This is a genomic window from Paenibacillus sp. FSL P4-0338 (assembly GCF_038002365.1).
Classification (GTDB): Bacteria; Bacillota; Bacilli; order Paenibacillales; family Paenibacillaceae; genus Paenibacillus_AQ.
Map to the genome: position 1 here is coordinate 3,640,001 of NZ_JBBOCG010000001.1, position 21,574 is coordinate 3,661,574.

The 21,574-nt window shown below is 52.5% G+C and carries 25 protein-coding genes and 1 other annotated feature (1 of these 26 only partly in view); all 25 genes read right to left on the minus strand.

From position 1 onward, the window contains the following. Window positions 1–767, minus strand: partial view of a branched-chain-amino-acid transaminase gene (gene ilvE / locus MKZ07_RS15995; RefSeq protein WP_036698996.1) — the 5' portion only. The gene continues 115 nt to the left of window position 1, outside the view; only the first 767 of its 882 coding nucleotides appear in the window; the start codon lies at window positions 765–767; its stop codon lies off the left edge, out of view. A gap of 4 nt (window positions 768–771) precedes the next feature. After that, window positions 772–1,659: a prephenate dehydratase gene (gene pheA, locus MKZ07_RS16000; RefSeq protein WP_036698994.1), complete on the minus strand. Its 888-nt coding sequence runs from the start codon at window positions 1,657–1,659 to the stop codon at window positions 772–774. Then, the gene (gene thrB / locus MKZ07_RS16005) at window positions 1,656–2,636 is read right to left on the minus strand and encodes a homoserine kinase (protein WP_036698992.1); all 981 of its coding nucleotides are present in this window, start codon (window positions 2,634–2,636) and stop codon (window positions 1,656–1,658) included. Before thrB ends, pheA begins: the two co-directional genes overlap by 4 nt. Window positions 2,637–2,700: 64 nt before the next feature. After that, window positions 2,701–3,987: a homoserine dehydrogenase gene (locus MKZ07_RS16010; protein ID WP_036698991.1), complete on the minus strand. Its 1,287-nt coding sequence runs from the start codon at window positions 3,985–3,987 to the stop codon at window positions 2,701–2,703. An 8-nt stretch (window positions 3,988–3,995) separates the two neighbouring features. After that, window positions 3,996–4,433, minus strand: a complete 438-nt coding sequence (locus MKZ07_RS16015) for an ACT domain-containing protein (protein WP_036698990.1) — start codon at window positions 4,431–4,433, stop codon at window positions 3,996–3,998. A gap of 271 nt (window positions 4,434–4,704) precedes the next feature. Next, entirely contained in the window at window positions 4,705–5,460 is a 756-nt protein-coding gene (locus MKZ07_RS16020) for a hypothetical protein (RefSeq protein ID WP_341026492.1), read from the minus strand. 15 nt (window positions 5,461–5,475) lie between these two features. After that, on the minus strand, window positions 5,476–6,216 hold the full coding sequence (locus MKZ07_RS16025) for a hypothetical protein (RefSeq protein WP_036698988.1): 741 nt from the start codon (window positions 6,214–6,216) through the stop codon (window positions 5,476–5,478). A 5-nt stretch (window positions 6,217–6,221) separates the two neighbouring features. After that, a complete protein-coding gene (locus MKZ07_RS16030) occupies window positions 6,222–7,397 on the minus strand; it encodes an SPFH domain-containing protein (protein ID WP_036698987.1) in 1,176 nt (391 codons plus the stop codon). Between the two features lie 225 nt (window positions 7,398–7,622). After that, complete coding sequence (gene obgE / locus MKZ07_RS16035; protein WP_036698986.1) at window positions 7,623–8,930, minus strand: GTPase ObgE; 1,308 nt, start codon at window positions 8,928–8,930, stop codon at window positions 7,623–7,625. A gap of 15 nt (window positions 8,931–8,945) precedes the next feature. Beyond that, a complete protein-coding gene (locus tag MKZ07_RS16040; protein ID WP_036698985.1) occupies window positions 8,946–9,686 on the minus strand; it encodes a Spo0B domain-containing protein in 741 nt (246 codons plus the stop codon). A gap of 239 nt (window positions 9,687–9,925) precedes the next feature. Further along, the gene (rpmA, locus tag MKZ07_RS16045; RefSeq protein WP_020429282.1) at window positions 9,926–10,237 is read right to left on the minus strand and encodes a 50S ribosomal protein L27; all 312 of its coding nucleotides are present in this window, start codon (window positions 10,235–10,237) and stop codon (window positions 9,926–9,928) included. A gap of 17 nt (window positions 10,238–10,254) precedes the next feature. Continuing rightward, window positions 10,255–10,590, minus strand: coding sequence for a ribosomal-processing cysteine protease Prp (locus MKZ07_RS16050; protein WP_036698984.1), 336 nt, complete (start codon window positions 10,588–10,590; stop codon window positions 10,255–10,257). Window positions 10,591–10,602: 12 nt separating this feature from the next. Further along, window positions 10,603–10,914 (minus strand): 50S ribosomal protein L21, encoded by a 312-nt coding sequence (rplU, locus tag MKZ07_RS16055; protein ID WP_036698983.1) that lies wholly within the window; start codon window positions 10,912–10,914, stop codon window positions 10,603–10,605. Window positions 10,915–10,928: 14 nt separating this feature from the next. After that, window positions 10,929–11,014: a sequence feature (ribosomal protein L21 leader region), on the minus strand. 105 nt (window positions 11,015–11,119) lie between these two features. Continuing rightward, on the minus strand, window positions 11,120–12,361 hold the full coding sequence (locus MKZ07_RS16060) for an Rne/Rng family ribonuclease (protein WP_036698981.1): 1,242 nt from the start codon (window positions 12,359–12,361) through the stop codon (window positions 11,120–11,122). Window positions 12,362–12,394: 33 nt separating this feature from the next. Continuing rightward, on the minus strand, window positions 12,395–13,237 hold the full coding sequence (locus MKZ07_RS16065) for a M50 family metallopeptidase (protein ID WP_036698979.1): 843 nt from the start codon (window positions 13,235–13,237) through the stop codon (window positions 12,395–12,397). Then, a complete protein-coding gene (locus tag MKZ07_RS16070; RefSeq protein ID WP_036698977.1) occupies window positions 13,230–14,096 on the minus strand; it encodes a M23 family metallopeptidase in 867 nt (288 codons plus the stop codon). The genes MKZ07_RS16065 and MKZ07_RS16070 overlap by 8 nt, the downstream gene beginning before the upstream one ends. 166 nt (window positions 14,097–14,262) lie before the next feature. Beyond that, window positions 14,263–15,057 carry a septum site-determining protein MinD gene (gene minD / locus MKZ07_RS16075; RefSeq protein WP_036698975.1) on the minus strand — a complete coding sequence of 265 codons (795 nt, stop codon included), beginning with the start codon at window positions 15,055–15,057 and terminating at the stop codon, window positions 14,263–14,265. A gap of 5 nt (window positions 15,058–15,062) precedes the next feature. Next, the gene (gene minC, locus MKZ07_RS16080; protein ID WP_036698972.1) at window positions 15,063–15,722 is read right to left on the minus strand and encodes a septum site-determining protein MinC; all 660 of its coding nucleotides are present in this window, start codon (window positions 15,720–15,722) and stop codon (window positions 15,063–15,065) included. An 81-nt stretch (window positions 15,723–15,803) separates the two neighbouring features. Continuing rightward, complete coding sequence (gene mreD, locus MKZ07_RS16085; protein WP_341026499.1) at window positions 15,804–16,334, minus strand: rod shape-determining protein MreD; 531 nt, start codon at window positions 16,332–16,334, stop codon at window positions 15,804–15,806. Continuing rightward, window positions 16,334–17,203, minus strand: coding sequence for a rod shape-determining protein MreC (mreC, locus tag MKZ07_RS16090; protein ID WP_235218519.1), 870 nt, complete (start codon window positions 17,201–17,203; stop codon window positions 16,334–16,336). The genes mreD and mreC overlap by 1 nt, the downstream gene beginning before the upstream one ends. Window positions 17,204–17,270: 67 nt before the next feature. Further along, window positions 17,271–18,305 carry a rod shape-determining protein gene (locus tag MKZ07_RS16095; protein WP_036698969.1) on the minus strand — a complete coding sequence of 345 codons (1,035 nt, stop codon included), beginning with the start codon at window positions 18,303–18,305 and terminating at the stop codon, window positions 17,271–17,273. Window positions 18,306–18,344: 39 nt separating this feature from the next. After that, entirely contained in the window at window positions 18,345–19,034 is a 690-nt protein-coding gene (gene radC, locus MKZ07_RS16100; RefSeq protein ID WP_036698968.1) for a RadC family protein, read from the minus strand. Window positions 19,035–19,060: 26 nt separating this feature from the next. Next, a complete protein-coding gene (locus MKZ07_RS16105; protein ID WP_036698967.1) occupies window positions 19,061–19,663 on the minus strand; it encodes a Maf family protein in 603 nt (200 codons plus the stop codon). Between the two features lie 36 nt (window positions 19,664–19,699). Then, window positions 19,700–19,945, minus strand: a complete 246-nt coding sequence (locus MKZ07_RS16110; RefSeq protein WP_036698966.1) for a DUF4321 domain-containing protein — start codon at window positions 19,943–19,945, stop codon at window positions 19,700–19,702. Between the two features lie 227 nt (window positions 19,946–20,172). Continuing rightward, the gene (locus MKZ07_RS16115; protein WP_051493906.1) at window positions 20,173–21,528 is read right to left on the minus strand and encodes an SPOR domain-containing protein; all 1,356 of its coding nucleotides are present in this window, start codon (window positions 21,526–21,528) and stop codon (window positions 20,173–20,175) included. Between the last annotated feature and the right edge of the window lie 46 nt (window positions 21,529–21,574).

Sequence of the window (21,574 nt, forward strand, 5' to 3'; positions counted from 1 at the left end):
GCAGCAATAACTTCAGCCGCTGTTCCGGTGAAGAAAACTTCATCGGCAATATAGACATCATGCATGGTGAACGGCTCTTCCTTAAGCGGCAATCCCAGCTTCTCACACAGCTCAATGATCGCCAGACGGGTGATTCCCTCCAGGGCACCCAGGTAACAAGGCGGTGTATAGACTACCCCTCTTTTGATAATGAAGATATTATCGCCGGAGCCTTCGGTTACATAACCCTGGGCGTTCATCATGATCGCTTCATCGGCTTCCGCCAGATTCGACTGAATCTTCACCAGAATATTGTTCAAATAGTTCAACGATTTGATCTTCGGATTCAGGGCATCCGGGAGATTGCGGCGCTGGGAGACCGAAACGGCACGAAGTCCGTTCATATAAGCCTCCTCCGGGTAGATGGCTAACTGCTCAACAATGATGATTACACTTGCTTTGGGACAACGGCGCGGATCAAGACCCAGGTTGCCGGGACCGCGTGATACGATCAGCCGGATGTACCCGTCCCGCATTTCGTTCAGGCGGATCGTCTCGGCCATAGCCTCCAGCATCTCATCATAGGCCAGCGGAATGTCCAGCATAATCGACTTCGCCGAATCATACAGCCTGTCCAGATGCTCCTTGCACTTGAAGATGTTACCGTTATAAATACGGATACCTTCAAAGATTCCGTCTCCATATAAAAAACCGTGATCGAATACGGACACCATTGCCTTGTCCTTCGTTACATGTTGTCCATCCAGATAGATCCATTGCTCAGCCATGAACTTACTGCACCTCCGCTTTCTCTTCCTCATAGGTGTATGTGGGATAGGACCCCAGAATCCGTACCTGACAGCCCAAGGCTTTGATCTCTTCAATCGCACCCGGGAGGAGTACCGATTCTATCGGTTCCAGCACATCAATATAGAAATAATAAGTACCCAGCTTCTTCTTCGTCGGCCGTGATTCAATACGGGACAAGTTCAGCTTACGCCAGGCAAAAGCAGCCAACACCTGATGCAGTGCACCAGGGAAATCCTCGGGCAGCGTAACAAGAATACTCGTCTTGTCTCCACTGCTCTTCTGTGGAAGCTCCAGTTGCTGCGGGCCCACCAGGACAAACCGCGTGTAATTGTTATTATGATCTGTAATCTGGCGTTCCACAACCTCCAGCCCGTGTGTAGCAGCTCCGAGCGCCGTACCGATAGCAGCCCAGCCTTTGCCGGGATTGCCTTTTACAATCTCCACCGCTTCAGAGGTGCTTCCCACAGACTCCAGCTCAGCCCAGGGCATAGCCTTACGGATGAACTGCGTGCATTGCGCCATAGCCACCGGATGGGACAAGATTTTGACAATCTTCGTATAATCCTTGTCCCCGTTCTCCTTCGTGAATTCCTGCGGACAGCTGATCAGATTCTGTATCGACGGAAAAATCCACTCCGCCTGCATTGGCAGGTTCACTTCATTAATGAGCCAGTCGATATGCAGGCTGACCGAGCCTTCTATCGTGTTCTCAATCGGAATGACACTGTAATCAGTGACTCCGCCGGCCGTGGACAGAAAGACATCGGAGATGAGCTTATGATGCTCCAGATGAACAGGGTTACCGCCAAATAAATGCAGCAGCGCTTCATGCGAGACGGAGCCCTGAGGCAATAACGCTATCGATTTCATGACTGTAATTCTCCTTTTATCATATCCAAAAATGATTCGTTTTGCATCCCGTTTCTTTCAAGCAGCTCTGCCGTGACACCTGTGGTGCATGGGGACAGCCATACGGTACGGGCAGAGATTCCGTTCTCCTGCATGGTCTCAGTCAAAAACAGCTCCAGCTCCTGCTTCCGCTGCTCGCTGCGGTCCACCATACATAACAGAGTCGGGCCTGCACCGCTAAGCGCAATCCCCAGCGCGCCGTGGCCCGGAGCTTCAGCCAGCAGCTTCTCCATCCCCGGTACCAGCGGTGCACGGTAGGGCTGATGGAGCCGGTCTTGCATCGCTGTACCCATCAGGTCCAGCCGTCCTGCGGCTAACGCTGCGGTGAGCAGTGAGGTACGGCTGATGTTGTGGACAGCATCGCTCATTGTAACCTCCGCCGGCAGCACGCCTCTTGCCTTGACAGTCTCCAGCTCGAATTCAGGGATGACCACAAGCACTTCAAGCTCCCGAGGAGGCTCGATCCGGATATAATCGGCATGCTCGCCGTCCCACACGGCCGTAATAATTCCCCCGAAGAGCGAGGCTCCAACATTATCGGGATGCTTCTCGATCGCTGTAGCCATATCGAACAGCTTCGCCTGACTCAGCGGTGAACCTATCATAGCATTCGCCGCAGCCAGCGCGCCAACAATGGCCGAAGCACTGCTGCCAAGCCCGCGGGTCAGCGGAATTGCCGAATACATGGAGATGGACAACTCCGGAACCTGAACCCCGGCCTCTGCAAAGACCATTTGCGCAACCTTGTAGAGCAGATTGCTTTTGTCCCGGGGAAGACCAGCCATCTCATCTCCATACAGATGAAACACCGTTTCAGCCGCTTCCTCCATTTCAATCCAGGCATACAGCGACAGAGCCATGCCCAGCGTATCGAAGCCCGGACCGAGATTGGCGGTACTGGCAGGGACCTTCACTCTAGACCTTCCGTAAATACTCATGGCGGGTAAATCTCCTTCATTATATTTGCGCGCAAGCCCAATGTTCTATGGACGCCTGCGATATTTAACCTTCTACACGGTAATGGCTTTTGATGCGGTGAATGACGTTCAATTGCTCTAAATGCCGCATTACTTTATTCATACTCGCCTTGCTGGCATTGTGCGTTACAATAATGATTTCTGCATCCGGATTATTAGTATTGGCCTGCTGCACTACGGAATCTAGACTGACATCATATTCGGCAAACACTTGAGTAATCTTCGCCAGCACACCGGCCTTGTCATCTACGTGCAGGAGGAGGAAGTTCTTGTAGAAAATATCCTCATCACTCTTCAGCTTCTTCTGCTTATATGGCACAATCTGCTTAAGCCCGTTGACACCCAGCTTCAGATTCTTGATAACCGCCACCAGATCCGCCACAATCGAGGTTGCCGTAGGCATCGCCCCTGCCCCCGCACCGTAGAACATCGTCTCCCCTACAGCCTCACCATATACATATACCGCATTAAACACGCCGTTCACGGAGGCAATCGGGTGGTTCGTACGGATCATCGTCGGCTGAACGCTAATGCTGAATGCTTCATCTTGGCGTTCAGCGATTCCGAGCAGCTTCATCTCGTACCCCAGCCGTTTGGCAAAAGCTATATCCTCCTTGCTGACGCCGGAAATTCCGCTTACACTGACATCGCTCAGCTCCACATTGGTCCGGAAGCCCAGCGTGCCCAGAATGGCCATCTTGCGGGCCGCATCCAGCCCCTCCACATCGGAGGTCGGATCAGACTCGGCATACCCCAGCTCCTGCGCTTCCTGCAGTACGTCGAGGTAAGACGCACCTTCCTGGCTCATTTTGCTGAGAATGTAGTTGGTTGTCCCGTTCACGATCCCCATAATCTTCATGATCTTATCCGAGGAAAAACCTTCAATCAGGGTGCGGATAATCGGAATACCTCCCGCCACACTTGCCTCATAGAACACATCGCATTGCTTCTCCTGCGCCTTCGCCAGAATCTCCGAGCCGTGCAGGGCCATCAGGTCCTTATTGGCTGTTACGATATGCTTGCCGCGCTCCAGTGCCTCCAGAATGTACTCCTTCGTGCCTGCGATCCCGCCCATGACCTCAACAATCACATCAATCTCCGGGTCACGGATAACGGCCCATGGATCATCGGTAATCTTGGACGGATCCACTTCGATATCACGCGGCTTCTCTGTATTCTTCACGGCAATACGTTCAATAAGGATCGGCGAGCCCACCTGGCTGCTCAAATCCTCCTGATTTCCTTCCACAATACGGACAACGCCCGTACCCACAGTACCCAGACCCAGCAGACCTACTCTAACCGGCTTCATTCGTATTCTCACCCCTGACCAATAATTAACGCACGCTTCACACCGGGAATTGCCTTGAGACTGTCCAGCAAGTCGCCCAGCTCTTCATTCAGATGGGAGATCTCGACAGAGATCACCACGTTAGCCCGCCCTTGCAGCGGGATACTCTGATGGATTGTCAGCACATTCGCCCCGTGAACAGCCACAGAACCGAGCACCTTGGACAGCATGCCCGACTCGTGCTCCAGATCAATCGAGATCGTCACAATGCGCTCGCGCTCCAGCTGATGAATTAAGTGTATCCCATCTTTGTATTTATAAAAAGCACTGCGGCTAAGCCCAACCTGTTCCACGCCCTCGTGTACGGTTTTGGCATCTCCTGCTTCCAGCAGCTGTTTGACCTGCATGGTCTTCAGCACCGCATCGGGCAATATGTCCTCCCGGACCAAATAATAGCGTTCTTTCACGAACGTCCTCACCCCAAAGACTTTTGTATGTACATAGTGGACATTATACGGGATTGAAGGCTTTTATTGCAATAACTTTCTGCAAACAAGCAAGTGGAACCGGTACCGTCCTTTTAAAAGGACGGTACCGGTTCAGCGAGAAATAGAAAGATCATTTATAGCGTGAAACATATAAATGCTTATATTTCGGAAAAGGCTGTCCCCCCTACAATCTAGGAGGAACAGCCTTCACTTGCAGAAATCAAAAAAATGTTATATTTGCCGCGCTCGTTCAGCCGTAAGCAATGGTCGTCCCGCAGTAATCACAGCTAGTGGACTGGTCGGGAGCTACTGTATTCTGTGCCCCGCAGCCGGGACAGCGTACCGATTTCGGAAGCTGCTGCGCTCTAGGCTGCTGATAGGACGGCTGCCCTGCAGGCGGCGTGAAAGGCGATACGGCTGCCTGTCCCGCCTGGGCCTGGGGCGCTGCATCCGCTCCCTCATGGAAGAGAAGCCCGGAGTCCAGGACCCCGTACTTCTGTAGATAGAGAAGGTCTCTGTTCACATCCCCTTCACTTTGCCCGGTGCGGTCCGCCAGATTCCCGGTATAGCGGACTCTCTCCACCCTGATCAGATGTACATACTGATTAGCGAGCTGCGAGAAGCGGAATCTGGCTTTGGCTGCGCTTCTAGCGAATGCAGAGGCGGGAAGGAGCAGCACCAAACCTACGAAGATCAAACCTGATATCAATGTGGTGGTGTCCATCGCGTCATCACTGAAGATGGAAATTACGACAATTCCCATCATTTGCAGGAACCCTCCTACAAATGAATGGAATAAAAGACTATAATTGACAGACTTGCGGTAATTTTTGTAATGGGTCGTGATTATGCGTATCAGCGCAAGCACAAGTCCGAGCGGCATAAACAAATACCCGGCGCCGATAGTTACAACATCAAAAGTGGTCCGCTCATACTTAGGCAGACTATCAGAGGGCTGCCCTTCCCGGCCCGGCAGTAGTCCGCCCGGCTGATTCCCTATCCCCATTGCTGTCTACTCCTCCTATTTAAGCCCCGCCAGCTCCAGGTTACGCCGCTGGAGCGTGCCGGCAATACTCTCGGTTAATTCCTCTGTCTCCGTGTCCCAGCTGGCTGGCAGCTCCTTCAGGACAAGCAGCAAAGCTACATGGTCATGCAGCAGAGAGATCTGCTGCCTAATGATGTCTTCCGTTGCATACAATCCCGGTCTTGATACCGGGTCACTATAGCGGAATTTCTCCTCCAGAGCCTCAATCAGCTCCACCAGCCTGCCTGCCTCAGGATGCTTCCAGCTGCCGGCAATCCCTCTGATCTCATGCAGCTCCTGCATGTGACTACGCAGGCTGCGCGAAGCGTCCGCAGCATTACGCTCCCCGAAGGCCGCATTCCAGCCATACCCGGCTGTAGCTGCAAGTACGAGGGCAGCTATAATGAGGATAAGCAACTGCTCTCCCGCATACCAGAGCGGACTCAGCTCCAGAATCCAGTCCAGCAGAATAGCCGAAGCAAGTACCGCAGCCAGATAGAAGGCTATAATTACAGCTCCGCTGATGAATACCGGTGAAGTCCGGCCCGCTTCAGGAGCACGGCGCAGCCATAGCATGCAATATACGTAAACCACAGTCTCTGCCATACATATAGCGAGCAGTGTCACTACGAAGCGCAGCAGCGATTCCATGAATCCAAATGTGAAGAAGGTACCCGCAGTAACTGCCAGAATAGCAACATAAATGCCAGTGATAAGACCTGTATATGACCTCTGCATTCTGTTCACCCGTTAGCCGCTCTGGTACCGCACTCTGGACAGAATTTCTGTCCAGACTTCAGCTCATGCCCACAGCCTGCGCACTTCAGGATCAGGCCTTCTCCGCAATGCGGACAGAATTTGGCACCAGGGATGACTGCCTTGCCGCAGCTATGGCATACCTTATTCTCCGCCTCCGGCGGGGGCTGCAGACTGCGGCCGCAGCCGGTACAGAAGCGTGCGTCTGCCGGATTAAGGGTTCCGCAGCCCGAGCAGGATTTAGAAGCAGCAGGTGCCGGCTGGCTGCCCGTACTGCCGTCCAGGGACATGCTCCTGGTCATCCGGGTGGCTATCTCAGCCGCAGGTCCGGCCAGCCCAAAGCCCATACCGAGCCCCAGTCCCGCATTCATCATGCCCACGCCTGCATTGCCCGGATTGCCTGCCGCCTCCTCCATAGCATCGAAGCTCCGTTCCTGCTGGTAGGTGAAGCCGATAATGTCCATCTCCGCTTTTTTGGCCAAGGCTTCCTTGAGACGCCGGGTTGCCGGATCATCATCGGGAATATTGATCGAGTCAATATAAAAATTATTAAGCTCAATACCGTTATCCAGGAACGAGGAGGACAAACGCCCCTGAATATGCTTGGAGATTTCAACCACGTAGGCGTTGATCTCCAGGATGCTGATTTTTTTGTGCACCAGATAAGAAGAAATAAGTTCATTAATATTGGACATCAACAGGCCGCGGAAATAATTGATCATTGTATCCTGATCAAAGACTGGCAGCGTCCCTACCAGCTTCAGCAGGAATTTGCGGGGATCTTCGATCCGCACGCCAAACTGCCCAAAGGCACGGACCGCTACCATGATCTTGTACTTGGGGTCCTGCAGCTGAAGCGGTGCACTGGTCCCCCACTTAACATTCATGGAGTTCAGCTTGTTCACAAACCATATCTCTGCGGTGAACGGAGACCTGCCGCCGAACGGCAGGTTCACCACATTCGACAGAATCGGAATATTCGCTGTGCTTAAAGTATGGCGTCCGGCTGTGAAGGAATCCAGCGCCTCTCCACCCTTGAACAGAATAGCTTCCTGGGATTCATTCACAATCAGCTGTGTCCAGGTCCCCAGCTCCTGATTCGGATACTTCCAGGCGAAGACACCCGGAGGTCCGTCATATTTGACTACTTCAATAATTGCCATCTGTCCATTCCCTCTTTCCTGACAGGTATGTATGATATACGCAGATTACATCCTTTGGATTCAACTTAACATCTCTTATATAATGATTGTAGTAAATTAATCCAGATATATAAAGAAAACTTTATTAGTATAAATGGCTAAACCCTCTGTGAAGCCCACCTGACTCCCATTAAAAAAGGCCGCATCCCCCTCTCGGAAGATACAGCCGGTATACTTGCTTCTCTATTAATAGTAGCTGCTGTTCTCGACAAATTCGAATTCAAAATCAGCAATGCGCACGATTGTGCCTTCGACAGCGCCGCGTCTGCGCAGCTCGGCGTCCACACCCATGTGACGCAAAGTACGGGCCAGCCTAAGAATGGCATCATGTGTGCTTAGCTGCATTCTCTTAATCATCCGCTCAATCCGCGGACTGTTGACTACAAACGCCTCGTTGTCACGGGTAATCGTGAATGAGTTATCCTCTTCTGCTTCCAGCTTATACACCTTGCGCTCTTTGCCAGCGACTTCTTCAACCACCGGAGCCACAGGAATACTGTCAAGAATATCTGTAGCACGGTAGAGCAGCTCCTGAACGCCCTGACGTGTCAGGGAAGAGATCGGCATAATCTCAAGGTCCGGACGAAGCTCCGCGACACGCTCACGGAAGGAAGCCAGGTTCTCCTCGGATTCAGGCATATCCATCTTGTTCGCCGCCACGATCTGCGGACGGTCAATCAGCGCCGCATTGTACTGCTTCAGCTCATCGTTGATCAGTACCCAGTCTTCAAAAGGATCACGGCCTTCCGAGCCGGACATATCCACGACATGAATGATGATACGCGTGCGTTCAACGTGGCGCAGGAATTCATGTCCCAGGCCCACCCCTTCACTCGCGCCTTCAATCAGTCCAGGCAGATCCGCCATTACAAAGCTGCGGCCGTCTCCAACATCCACTACACCCAGATTCGGGGTAATGGTGGTAAAGTGATACGCTCCGATCTTCGGCTGGGCAGCAGATACGACCGACAGCAGTGTAGATTTACCCACGCTTGGGAAGCCTACAAGGCCTACGTCGGCCATGACCTTCAGCTCCATGACGATGTAACGCTCCTGACCTTCTTCCCCATTCTCAGCCAGCTCCGGCGCGGTATTGTTCGCCGTCGCAAACCGGGTATTCCCCCGGCCGCCTCGGCCGCCGCGGGCCACTACAACCTGTTGTCCATGACGGGTTAAGTCGGCAAGGATCTCCTGGGTATCATCATCAATCAACACCGTTCCAGGTGGAATCCGCACGATCATATGCTCGGCGTTCGCCCCATGCTGACTCCTGTTGCGGCCCTTGATTCCCTTATCGGCCTTGAAGTGCCGCTGATAACGGAAATCCATCAGGGTACGCAGGCCTTCGTCTACACGGAAGATTACATCTCCCCCACGGCCTCCATCACCACCGGCTGGACCGCCATCCGGTACATACTTCTCACGGCGAAACGCTACGAGACCATCCCCGCCGTCGCCGCCTTTTACATAAATCTTAGCCTTATCTACGAACATAAATGTTCACCTTCCTTACATCTCCAGCGGTAACCGCAGTTCCATATAACCCTTAGCAGGCTGAACCTGCTCCGCCTTCATGATTTTTCCTTGTACTATATTATAAATTTGCCCCTGAAGCAGTTCGGGATTATCTTGCTCTCCCTCACCTTTGAAAGAGATCAGAATGTCCCTTCCCTCCTGTGAAAAGCTGAGCTCAAGCTTCCGCGTGTCTCCATGCTGTGTTATTCCGCTGTACTGGTACGCCCTGACCGTCTGCATAATTACTGAAGTCAGCTCAACCCCTACCTCAGGACTCAGCTTGTCCTCCAGCTGGAGCCCTTCCTCCACCTGTATGTCCAGCTCCAGACTGCTTCTGAACGTACGGAAGGATTGCAGATAGAATACCAAGGAAGGCACTCCTAACTTGGCTATACGGCTGTCGAGCGCAATACGCTCCTTTATTCTTTCCACACATTGTACGGATTTATCAGGCTTGCCCAGCTGGATATATCCGTAAAGCACCTGCAGATCATTCATCCAGTCATGACGATGATGATTCAGTGTCCGGTTTGCCGCCTGCTGCAGAGTGTTCTCCTGTATACGCAGTTCCTCTTCATATTGACGCCGGTTGTAAACAAAGCTGAATGCAAGCACTCCGGCTACCCAGACTCCGAGCAGCAGGCATGTGAAAAGGGAGGTTTGCCAATACACGAGACCTAAAGGAAACACTGCGGATAACATGACTGCCCAGACCTTACTTTTCCAGGATTTCATTCTTTCTCCCCGTCCCTTGGTTCGCAAAATTGATTCCAATGTAAGCACTGCTTATCTTGCTTCATATTCACCATTTCCCAGTATAACACAGGCTTTCTCCGCAATCACCAGAATCCCCCACAAAGTGAGGCTTAAGCTTCGATGCTTACTCAGGTACTTTGCGTGGACCCTGAAACAATTTCAAAAAAAGCCCCCGGCACTGATGCCGGAGGCTTCTCATCTTCATAGGTTCCGTAAGCTTACGCTTCCAGTGCCGCTGCTACCGGAGCGACATCCACCGGATACACGCTCACTTTTTTGCGGTCGCGTCCCCAACGTTCGAACTTCACTACGCCGTCCACAAGTGCGAACAGTGTGTCATCTTTACCGATGCCCACGTTCGTGCCCGGGTGGATTTTGGTTCCGCGCTGACGAACCAAGATGTTGCCGCCGGTTACTGCTTGACCGTCAGCCCGTTTCACGCCAAGACGCTTAGAGTGGGAATCACGTCCGTTCTTTGTGGAACCAACACCTTTTTTCGATGCGAATAATTGAAGATCCAATTTCAACATGTTGTCAACCTCCTTCTTCAAATGATGACTTCCTGTATCTGAATATATTTCCTGTAGGATTTAGCAATATCCTTGAGCATCAGCACCATGGATTCCAGCAAGAGCTGTACCTTGGCGGAAACTTCGGGATCATTCACGGGAACTAGAGTTCCGCTTAAGAATCCATCCTTCATCGAAGTATCCAGAACCACTCCGGTCAGGCTCTCAATCGCATTCACAGTTCCAACGGTAACCGTCGAAACACCCGCGCAGACGATATCCCTGCCATTCCTTGCGTATTCCGCATGCCCCTTGACGGCAAAACCGACAATGACACCCTGAGCAGAAGCCCGTGTAATCCGCACGTTAATCATTAACGCACCTTCTTACGCTTGAATCTTCTCGATAGTTACTTTGGTGTACGGTTGACGATGGCCTTGTTTCTTGTGGTAGTTCTTCTTAGGTTTGTATTTGTAAACTACAACCTTATGTCCCTTACCATGCTTCTCGACTTTGGCTGTTACAGACGCGCCGCTTACCAGCGGAGTTCCTGCAGTCAAACCACCTTCGTTAGAAACAGCCAAGACACGGTCAAACGTTACGCTTGCGCCGTCTTCAGCTTCCAGCTTCTCAATGAACAAAACATCGCCCTCTTGGACTTTGTATTGTTTACCGCCAGTTTCGATAATTGCATACATTGTACTTGCACCTCCTCATGTCTCAGACTCGCCTAGTCAAGGTGGCAATCCCCGGAGGAATTACGCTTCATCTACCCGATCGGAGCGGTTACAGCATGTGCAGGAATGGAACAACCAAACACATACTTGAAGATATTATCATACATATCAGCCCAAGTCAATATCCCCTCACAAAAATAGAGCTTTGGCTCCGATCTTCACTTCCCTACTCCAGCCAAGTCCCAACCTTGCCTGTACCGCCGCAGCACTGGCAGATTACCGGGGCAAATCCGGCGGAATCATGTCTGGCCTTCTTACGGGTCATCTCCAGCAGACCGAGATGGGTCCAGCCGAGAATATGCGTCTTGGTCCGGTCCCGGCTGATAATGCTCTCCAGCTTGTCCGTCACCTGCCTGCGGTGCTCTTCCCGCTCCATATCAATGAAATCAACAATGATAATACCGCCCGTATCCCGGAGCCGGACAAGCCGCCCGATCTCCTCCGCAGCCAGCAAGTTAGTCCGTGTTACAGTATCTTCAAGGTTGGTCCCGCCAGTGTACTGTGCTGTGTTAACGTCAATCACAGTCAAGGCTTCTGTCTCGTCCCAGATCAGCGTAGCGCCGCCTTCGAGGATGATTTTACGGCTGAAGCTCTTGTGCAACTGATCCGTCACCCCGTAAGCAGAGAAAATGGGCTCCTGTCCCCTGTAGAATCCCACAGGCTTGTACCCTTCAGGAGCCATATCCGTCAGGAAAGCTTCCGCTTCCTTAACCGCCTTAGCCGAATCAATCAACAGCTCATCACGCTGCGGATTGAAGGCATCCCGGATGAACCGCTGGACGATGCTCAGATCACAGTGCAGCAGAGCCGGTGCCTCCACTTCCTTGGAACGCCGGGTAATCACTTCCCACTGCGCCCGCAGAAAAGCCAGATCTCCCTCCACGGCCTCCACCGGCTCATCCTCGGAGACGGTGCGCATAATGAGTCCTTCCTCACCCTGGCGCAGCCGCTCGCCTATGCCTTTAAGCCGGCTGCGCTCGGATTCCCGGCATATTTTCTTAGAGACCCCGACATATTCGGCAAAGGGCATGTACACCATCCAGCGTCCGGGCAGCGTATAATGCGTGGTTACCCGCGCGCCCTTGCCGCCCCGCGGTTCTTTTCTCACCTGAACAACAATCTCCTGACCGGGCTGCAGCAGCGTCTCAATCGAAGGCTTGACGGCCGGCTGCTTGTCCAGATGGGGATGCAATACATCGTCTACATATAGGAACGCATTCTTTTTCTGTCCGATATCTACAAAGGCCGCCTGCATACCAGGCAGCACATTCATTACCCGGCCTTTATAATAACTCCCGACCAGACCCTGCTGCTGATCGCGTTCAGCCGCATATTCCACCAGCCTCCCGTTCTCCAGAAGTGCCATTCGGGTAATATGCTGTGTACAGTGAACGATCATTTGTTTCATGGCTTCACCTCTGGTTTGAATCAATCTCGCTTGTTACTTTCCGAAATACGAAGCAATCAGTCGCTGCTCCGGCACAACGGCTACGATATCCCTATCGTTGTTCATCACATAGATATAATGATAATGGTTACGTTTAAATAGACGCAATATCTCATCCAAAGGTTTCGCGAGCGAGGCAACTATTGGGCGGGCAATGTTCTCCGCCACTAGATACCGCTCATAAATCCGCTCACGGTTCATCAAAAACCCGACAAACCGATACGGCAAATTGCGCTGGTCCGTCCAATTAGAATAGAGCAGAAACGCTCCGATCATGAGGAGGTTAAGCCGGAGACCATCCCCGTTCCCAAGCGGAAGCAGAGCGAAACCTATCACAAGCAGGCTGGCCGCAATGCTGACTCTGCCGGTCCACAGCAGCGTGTAATAATACGGAAGCAGCAGACTCAGGGCTGCCTGAAGGATTTTGCCGCCGTCCAGCGGAAGCACCGGGAGCAGATTGAACAGAGCGATCATTGCATTGGCTCCGATAAAATAATCCAGATAGGCGATATTTCCATACTCCACCTGCTTAAGCGCCAGCGCCATCAGAATCATAATTCCGTTCTGCAGCGGACCGGCCAGGGCAATCCCGATCTCACGGACAGCCGTAAGCCGCCCATGATCCTCTATAACCGCAACGCCGCCGAAGGGCAGCAGCTCCACCGATCTGACGGTAATGCCGGCCAATAGCGCCGCACATACATGTCCAAGCTCATGAATGAATACGATCAGGAACAAGGTGAGCAGCTCCAGAAACTGTCCGGTAAGCACGGATACCATGAGAATCAGCACGAAGAGCGGATGCAGTGACAATTCAATGCCGCAGACCCTAATCAAACGATACCACTTCGGCCGGATCAATATAAGTCTTGTCTTTCATAACTGCAAAAAATAGCAACGGGACCCGGGCATCCTCCATCCCCTGAATCCAGCCTATTTCGTCTCCGCTCTGTACCCAGTCATCCACCGCGAGCCGTGTCCCGCTCAAATGACCGTATTCTGCCGTGATCTCCCCGGTGTGGCGGACCGTAATACGGATGCCTCCCCGGGCTTCCTTCGAAACGGCCAGGATACGGCCCGTATCTACACTTTTCACCGTGATGCTGGCACTTGAATCGTCTGCCGGTATAATTTCAATGCCATTAAGCGTAGTAGCAAAGGGACGTACAATGCTTCCTGTAAGCGGAGCGCTAAGCTCATGAGCGGCTGTCACCTTCTCCGCTGGTACCTGTTCATCTCCGAAAATGGGAATGAAGGACGGGGCTCCATTGAAATGTTCCTCGTACCACACCTGTGCCGCTGCAAAATCCATATCATTGCTGAGGATGTCTGTAATAAAGTACTGCGCCTTCACTGCCCACGGCTTCTGCACGGCAAAAATGCCCCATACAGCGCCGAAGACCAACAGACTGGCCACCGTCCGCCGCAGCAGACCAGCACGGAATCCCTGCCCCGGTCCCCTGCCATCTCCATCTTCCCAGTGATTACGCTGCTGTTTCCACATCGTCTCAGGGTCAGGCTCAGGAGAAGAGTCAAATTCATTCCTGTCCCCAGCCCCCCATTCTCTGAATGAGGGAGGACTGCCTGGCAGACGGAACCGCTCTGATGCTGGTGCTGCCCCGGCTGCCGGCTTCTCCTCCAGCAGATTTTGTATACGTTTCTTGCGGCGGTTCTTGGACTCTCTCGGGTATTTCATATTGATCCCTCCGGCGGGCTTGTTTTACTTCCATTTTATGAGTGGCGGAAGCCGCTTTAGAACAAGCCCTGTCCAAGTTACTGCACAACAAAAATAAGCCCGCCGGTGATTTCTCAGCAGCGGGCTCTTAACAGAAGATTGTCATGTATAAGTGCGTGGCCGGGATTCAGCCCATTCCAAAAAATTTCTTAAACTTTTTGAAGGCGCCCGTCTTCTGATCAAGCTGCATCAGCGGCACCGCATCGCCAAGAATACGCCGGGCAATATTACGGTAGGCTATCGCAGCTAAGGAGTCCGGGTTCATCACGGTGGGCTCGCCGTTGTTCGCCGCCCGGATGACCTGTTCATCATCGGGTACAATCCCGATCAGATCGATATTAAGCACCTGCAGAATGTCTTCAATATCAAGCATGTCCCCTGACTTGATCAAGGTCTGACGAATCCGGTTGACCACCAGCTTCGGAGATTCCACCGATGACTGCTCCAAAAGACCGATAATCCGGTCCGCATCCCGCACCGCAGCATGCTCCGGAGTGGTGACGACAATTGCTTTGTCGGCACCGGCAATCGCATTGCGGAAGCCGTGCTCAATGCCGGCCGGACAATCGATCAGAATATATTCGTACTCTTTCTTGAGCTCCAGAATGATATCCTTCACCTGCTCCGGTGTAACTGCAGTCTTGTCCTTGGTCTGGGCAGCGGGCAGCATGTACAGCTCATTGAAGCGCTTGTCCTTGACCAGCGCCTGATTCAGCCGGCAGCGGCCCTCTGCCACATCGACCAGATCATAGATAATCCGGTTCTCCAGCCCCATGACAACATCCAGATTCCGCAGTCCAATGTCCGTGTCCACCAGACATACTTTTTTGCCCTGCAGGGCAAGTGCGGTCCCAATGTTGGCTGTTGTAGTTGTCTTGCCAACTCCGCCTTTACCCGAGGTTACGACAATCGCTTCTCCCATGGAGGCTACACCCCTTTAAACACATTTAAATCCTGACGTAACTTCACTATATTATGAATTTTGTCGATTTGCATAGCACCGCCTGATAAATAGGCAAATTCCATACTGCTCTCCCGGGTTCCCCATTCATCCGGCGGTCTGCTAATAATCTCAGCAATCCGGAGCTGGGTAGGCGCTAGGAGAGAAGCGGCAATAATGGCCTCCTGGTTACCGTTGATTCCGGCGTGTGCCATTCCTTTGAGTGCTCCAAGAATATAGATATCTCCTGAACAGGTAATCGTGCCTCCCGGATTCACATCGCCAAGGAACAGCAGATTGCCCTCATGATGCAGCACCTGGCCCGAGCGGAGCATTCCGCTCATCATGAACAAGGCTTCCGTATCCTTCTCTTCAGGATCTTCAATAGCTTCAACCGAACGGATTAACAGATTTCCCTGACTCTTGAGGATCTCCAGTACCGCTTCTTTATCTTCTTCAGTAACAGCACGGTTGCCCAGCTTAATATCCACATGCACAATCGGTCCGGTCAGAATATTTTGATGGCTGTGCTCCAGCTTGTAGCGAAGCTCGCTTAAGAGATCTTCAAAGGGACACTTGTCGTCTAGCAGGAATACCAGGCCATCCTTGATGCCCTTAATCCTTACGTGCTTGGATTTAACTGTCATATGCCTGTCCCCCTATCCTCATTCATTCGTGCCGGGCCGGGCAAACTCCTTCTTTGGGCGATAAGAAAATACCGCTGCCACTTAGGCAGCTTCCTCATCAAGCGTCTCTTTCTTCAGCAGCTCCAGCTGTCGCCGGAGCGGAATGTAGACAAGCAGGCCTGCAGCAAAATGAATGAGCATGGTAGGCAGCATATAATGCAAGAGCGCCCAATTATATGGCTCCTGGCTTAGATTAAACACATTATAAATGGCAAAAAGAATACTGTCCTCCAGCAGACTGCCCAGCAGCACCACTGTCATCATGAGCGGCAGCGGAGCGCGGGGAATCTGGAATATCAGCCCGATCAGGTACGCAGATAAACCCATAGCGAAGGAATGAGCACCCAGTATGCGGCCATAGAAGACCACATCATGCAGCATACCGAACGACAAGCCCAGAATAAGTGCAGTATGCCGGTGATGGTATACCGTTACAAACAGAATGACGATGAAGACGAGATTAGGAATAATCCGCATCTGCCAGCCGTCAGGAATCAGCCAGGGAAGCACTGTGCCTTCCAGAATAAATAAAATGAATAACAAAAGTACCAGGACAGATCTGCGCATCCTCACTATTCTACACGCTCCTCCGTATAGACAACGAAGAGTTCCTTCCAGTCCTGGAATCCTGCCGCCGGCTTGATAATCGCTGTAGAGGTGAACCCGTATTGTCCTACCTTGACTTCTTCCACCTTGCCGATTGTCATTCCACGGGGATACATCCCCCCGCCGCCAGACGAAATAATCATATCACCCTCGGCAATCGGATCGCCTACGGGGATTTTGTTCATCAGCAGCATTCCGGTCTGCTGGTCGTAGCTCTCAATCATCCCAAAGGTCTTGCCTTCCTTGTTAACAGCGGTTGCCGATATAGGAGGCTGTGAGTTGGGGTCTTTGCTATCCATCATTGTCATCAGTTTCACAGTAGAGGTAAATTTACTTACATTACTTATGACTCCTACAAGGCCCTCGACAGAAGTTACAGACATATTCAGCCGGATGCCATCCTTCTCCCCAAGATCAATGACAAGGGTATTATTGCCTGATTCTGTCGTTACACTGACAACATTGGCGATTAGATATTCATATTTATACATGTTTTTTTGGGCTTCCGTAAATTTAAGATCCTTTTTGTAGCCCTCATTCTCAGCTTTAATAAAATTTAACTGCGCCTTATCCCGGGCGTACTGTGCAGCGAGAATCTTAAGCTGCTTGTTCTCTTCGGCCAGCTCATTCAGAGTGCCGATATCTTGGAAGAAGCCCGCTACGTATCCAGCGGGCTTGTAGAACAATTTCTGCACGAATCCGGTCGTATCTCTGAGGAAGTTCTCCGGCCAGGACAGGGTCTTTCTCTGCCCCAGGCTGAAGCCCATCAGAACGATAAACGTAACCAGCGTAATCAGCAATATAAACAGTCGTTTATTGTTAAACAGCTTGAACAATCTCGAGCACCCTCTAATAACCGTATTTCTCCAACCTCAGGGATTGACGTTCACAGTCCGCATGTTCCTAGCGTTTGGAGCGGAGACCCGAACTGCTGCGGCTCTTGAACAAGTGGATATTCTCCAGCGCCTTGCCTGTGCCGATCGCAACACAGTCCAGCGGATTCTCGGCCACAATCACCGGCATTCCGGTCTCGCGCGCCAGCAGCTTGTCCAGGTTGCGCAGAAGCGCACCGCCGCCCGTAAGCACAATGCCGCGGTCCATAATATCAGCGGCCAGCTCCGGCGGACATTTCTCCAGCGTAACCTTCACGGCTTCAACAATCGCATTCACAGTATCGGACAGAGCTTCGCAGATTTCATCGGAGGTAATGGTCAGCGTCTTCGGCAGACCGGTTACCAGATCGCGTCCGCGGATCTCCATCGTCTCAGCCTTCTCAAGCGGCAGGGCAGAGCCCACATCCATCTTGAGCTGCTCGGAGGTGCGTTCACCGATCATAAGGTTATACTGACGCTTGATGTATTGGATGATAGACTCATCCGCATCATCCCCAGCCACGCGTACAGAACGGCTGGTAACAATACCGCCGAGTGAGATTACAGCAACCTCGGTAGTTCCGCCGCCGATATCTACAACCATACTGCCGGTTGGTTCCCATACCGGAAGATCTGCACCGATGGCAGCAGCAAATGGCTCCTCGATAATGTAAGCTTCCCGTGCTCCGGCCTGCTTCGTAGCATCCTCTACCGCACGTTGTTCAACGGCTGTAATTCCGGAGGGCACACACACCATGACATTCGGATGGCGCTGGAACATCGAGCGCTGCTTCTGGGCCTGGCGGATGAAATATTTGATCATAGTTGCTGTAGTATCGAAATCAGCGATGACCCCGTCCTTCATTGGTCGGATGGCACGGATGTTGCCCGGCGTGCGTCCGATCATTTTTTTGGCAGATTCCCCTACGGCTTCAATCGTCTTGCTATCTGTATTAATGGCTACCACGGACGGCTCTCTGACAACGATCCCTTTACCGCGCACGTAGACAAGCGTATTCGCTGTCCCCAAGTCAATTCCTAAGTCTTTCGTAAAACCACCTAACATCTTGTATGCTCCTTTTCCATGTGAATCTAGACAATTGTATTACATGTAGCCTTTCTCTTTCAAACTTACGTAGCTGCTGTCTCCGATCACCAGATGATCCAGTACATCAATGCCGACAATTTCGCCTGCCTGCATCAACCTAGAGGTCAGGGAGATGTCTTCAGGGCTCGGCGTAGGATCACCACTCGGATGATTATGTGCGCATATAATTGCTGCGCTGCTGCATTTCATGGCTGCCCGGAACACCTCGCGGGGATGCACAATGGAGGCATTAAGGCTACCCATGGACAATGTTTCCTGCGCAATAACATGATTCTTCGTATTCAGGAACAGGCAGATAAAATGCTCCTTCTGCAAATAACGCAGCTGTTCGGTCAGAATCTCCGCCGCGTCCTGGGGACTGCGGATAATGACCGGTTCGGTAAGCCGGGAATTCGCCATGCGTCTTCCCAGCTCTATGCCTGCTTTGAGTTGCACGGCCTTGGCAGGGCCGATGCCGTTGATTGTTGTCAATTCTTCAATGCTCAGATCCGCCAGTCCGCGGAGACCGCCTGCATGGCTCAAGAGCCGCTGGGCGATAAGAAGGGCAGATTCACGGTGCGCACCTGTGCGCAGCAGAATAGCCAGAAGCTCCGCTTGACTTAATGATTCCGCCCCATAATGCATCAAGCGCTCTCGTGGTCGTTCTTCATGGGGGAGGTCACGCAGCATAAATGTTTGCGACTCCATCCCTAACCTTCTTTCTTCGGCTACCCTTACCGGTTCAGCACCGAAATGCCAAACCCGGACAACATACCGCTCAGCAGTGACAGCGGCAGCCCGACCACGTTAAAATAGCAGCCTTCAATTTCTTCCACCAGGGTGGCTCCCAGTCCTTGTATCGCGTAAGAGCCGGCTTTGTCGGCAGGCTCCCCGGTCGCTATGTAAGCGGAGATTTCCTCTTCGCTCATTGCTCTCATAGTTACAGAGGTTACCCTATGATCTACCAGGGTACGTCCCTCTGCGGAACCGATGCAGGCCACCCCGGTGTATACCTGATGCGTCCGGCCTTGCAGCATGCCCAGCATTCTGGCGCTGTCCTGCTCATCCGCTGGCTTGCCGAGCACCATTCCGTCAAGCACAACAATCGTGTCGCTGCCGATGATAACGGCATCACGGTCTCCGGCAACAGGAATCACAGCTTCTGCCTTACGCAGAGCCAGATTCCGTACAATAGCTTCAGGGCTCCATTCGGGCGGTGTACTCTCATCAGCATCGCTGGACAGCACCTCGAAAGGCAGTCCAAGCGAGGCTAACAGCTCACGCCGCCGCGGCGAACCTGAGGCCAGAATAATATGCCGCGAATTGTCATGCTCCACTGTAATTACGTCCCTTCCTGATGCTGCCAGCTAAGGCTACAGCCTGCGGTACAGCCATACGGCTGTAATAATTCCGGCAAGACTGAGCAGGCACAGTTTCAAATGGATTGTGATGTCATAGGTTATGATGTCTAAATCGGCTTGCGGCGACCACTTGAGAACAGTCGAAGCTGTAAGAAAAGACAGAGCTTGTACAGGTTCCAGCAGCTTGGCAATCCAGGCTCCGGCCAGCCAGCCTAGAATAAGAAATAACAGCAGTGTTCCTACATTTTTCTTCTTCATTCAAGTCTTCCCTCGCCATTTTTTGACACCCTAATTATTATACGGTGAAACGGAGTGCAATACAAACTCAAAATCCATCCAGGGAATGTTTACCACGTAAGCAGCCTGCGGATTTTATCACACCACAGGATTACCTCTGGAAATATAGCAATCCCCCGCCGGGCATACGCCTGGTACGGGGGATCATTTATTAAGCCTATAGTCAGCGGCGCTTTACGCCTCAGTTGTCAGCTCATGGCGGACAACAGGCTTTTCTGGCCGGTCAGGAAGCTCATCATGGCCTCCTGCACCTCCCAGAGCAGCCCCTCCGCTTTATTCTTGCTGTATTCGTTCAAGGCGGCTATTCCCTGGCTCATGGATTTCTCCAGCCCGTCAGCGATTCTCTGCCCTTCCGGGGTCAGGCCCGGCTCCAGCGCCTTGACCGCCTGGGTCCACTGCATATGGAGATCACTTACCTCTCCGCCAGCGTTTCCGCTGCTCCCCCCGCCAAGCAGGGAAGCAGACAAGCTGCTCAGCTCGCTTAACAGCTTGCTGCTGAGTGTGAAGTAACTGTCCACCGCCACCGCCGTTCCGGTATAACGGACCTGATTCACAGCTGGCAGGGCCACTTCTCTCACGTACAGCTCGATGCCCTGCCCCTTTAGGCCATTGCTGAGCAGCTTGGCCTGCTCACGATCAGGAGACATTCCGGCGTACACACGGTTGCCGTCTGCCGGGTCAAGACCTGCGGCAAGGCCTGCGGCCAGCAGCTCCTGCCGGGCCTGCTCCGCTCCTGCCGGTGTACTGAAGACACCATATTGCAGTAGATAATAGCTCTGCGGGGCAACCTGAACCGGAATTTGTGCGATCACCGCTTCTCCCATCTGCTCAGCAGGCACACCCGTTATGTCTGCCGGTGTACCGCCGTTTGCCGCCGTTTGCCCCTGAGTGATTCCCGTCTTAACCGCCGCATTGCCGGCAGCTTTACCATTCTCTCCCGACCCTCCTATGATGAACGACAGGGCTGCGTATCCGAGCAGAATTCCCGTTCCCAGTGCTCCAGCGATGGACAGTGCGAACTTCCACCAATACGAGGGGCGGCGGGTATGATAAGAGCCGCCGTAGCTATCCCCTTGAGCGCCGGATTGATCATAACTGTCTGTAGCAGATTCACGGTTATCGTCATGCAGCGGGTAGTAGTCATCTGCTGAATGCAGTCCTTCTTCATCTGACCCTCCATAGAAGGAATGCTCCTCCGAATCTTCACTCTGTTCCCATAGATTCCTTGCAGAAGCAGGACGGACAACAGAATACAGCCCCAAATCATAGTTATCCTCAGGAGCTTTCATTTTCCGGCGGCCAGAGCCTGGGGGCTTCATGTAAGCTGCCTCTACTGACCGGGGCAACTCCACCTTGGCCAGATCCACAATATATTCATCGGCCTTGGAATAGGAGGATGTCTTAACTCCCCCGCGCTGGACCTTGTCAGTCTCCTTGTCCTCCAGAACTATACCGGTTTCGTTCACCGCCCGGCGCTCTACCGTCTCTGTTCGCTGTCTACCCTGGTCCCCGTCGAAGCGGAATGTCATTCTTCCGTTATTCAATACCCTCACCTCGCGATCTTCAGTTCTATACTGATAGATATGAAAG

Bases quoted from the DNA above. Each gene is read 5' to 3' on its own strand.
- rpmA (WP_020429282.1), bottom strand. From the start codon at position 10,237: ATGTTGAAATTGGATCTTCAATTATTCGCATCGAAAAAAGGTGTTGGT.
- MKZ07_RS16070 (WP_036698977.1), bottom strand. From the start codon at position 14,096: ATGAAATACCCGAGAGAGTCCAAGAACCGCCGCAAGAAACGTATACAA.
- MKZ07_RS16020 (WP_341026492.1), bottom strand. From the start codon at position 5,460: ATGGGGATAGGGAATCAGCCGGGCGGACTACTGCCGGGCCGGGAAGGG.
- MKZ07_RS16110 (WP_036698966.1), bottom strand. From the start codon at position 19,945: ATGAAGAAGAAAAATGTAGGAACACTGCTGTTATTTCTTATTCTAGGC.
- MKZ07_RS16095 (WP_036698969.1), bottom strand. From the start codon at position 18,305: ATGTTAGGTGGTTTTACGAAAGACTTAGGAATTGACTTGGGGACAGCG.
- MKZ07_RS16025 (WP_036698988.1), bottom strand. From the start codon at position 6,216: ATGCAGAGGTCATATACAGGTCTTATCACTGGCATTTATGTTGCTATT.
- pheA (WP_036698994.1), bottom strand. From the start codon at position 1,659: ATGAAATCGATAGCGTTATTGCCTCAGGGCTCCGTCTCGCATGAAGCG.
- rplU (WP_036698983.1), bottom strand. From the start codon at position 10,914: ATGTATGCAATTATCGAAACTGGCGGTAAACAATACAAAGTCCAAGAG.
- MKZ07_RS16060 (WP_036698981.1), bottom strand. From the start codon at position 12,361: ATGAAACAAATGATCGTTCACTGTACACAGCATATTACCCGAATGGCA.
- MKZ07_RS16050 (WP_036698984.1), bottom strand. From the start codon at position 10,590: ATGATTAACGTGCGGATTACACGGGCTTCTGCTCAGGGTGTCATTGTC.
- MKZ07_RS16030 (WP_036698987.1), bottom strand. From the start codon at position 7,397: ATGGCAATTATTGAAGTAGTCAAATATGACGGACCTCCGGGTGTCTTC.
- radC (WP_036698968.1), bottom strand. From the start codon at position 19,034: ATGGAGTCGCAAACATTTATGCTGCGTGACCTCCCCCATGAAGAACGA.
- MKZ07_RS16010 (WP_036698991.1), bottom strand. From the start codon at position 3,987: ATGAAGCCGGTTAGAGTAGGTCTGCTGGGTCTGGGTACTGTGGGTACG.
- minD (WP_036698975.1), bottom strand. From the start codon at position 15,057: ATGGGAGAAGCGATTGTCGTAACCTCGGGTAAAGGCGGAGTTGGCAAG.
- obgE (WP_036698986.1), bottom strand. From the start codon at position 8,930: ATGTTCGTAGATAAGGCTAAGATTTATGTAAAAGGCGGCGACGGCGGG.
- thrB (WP_036698992.1), bottom strand. From the start codon at position 2,636: ATGAGTATTTACGGAAGGTCTAGAGTGAAGGTCCCTGCCAGTACCGCC.
- MKZ07_RS16040 (WP_036698985.1), bottom strand. From the start codon at position 9,686: ATGAAATCCTGGAAAAGTAAGGTCTGGGCAGTCATGTTATCCGCAGTG.
- minC (WP_036698972.1), bottom strand. From the start codon at position 15,722: ATGACAGTTAAATCCAAGCACGTAAGGATTAAGGGCATCAAGGATGGC.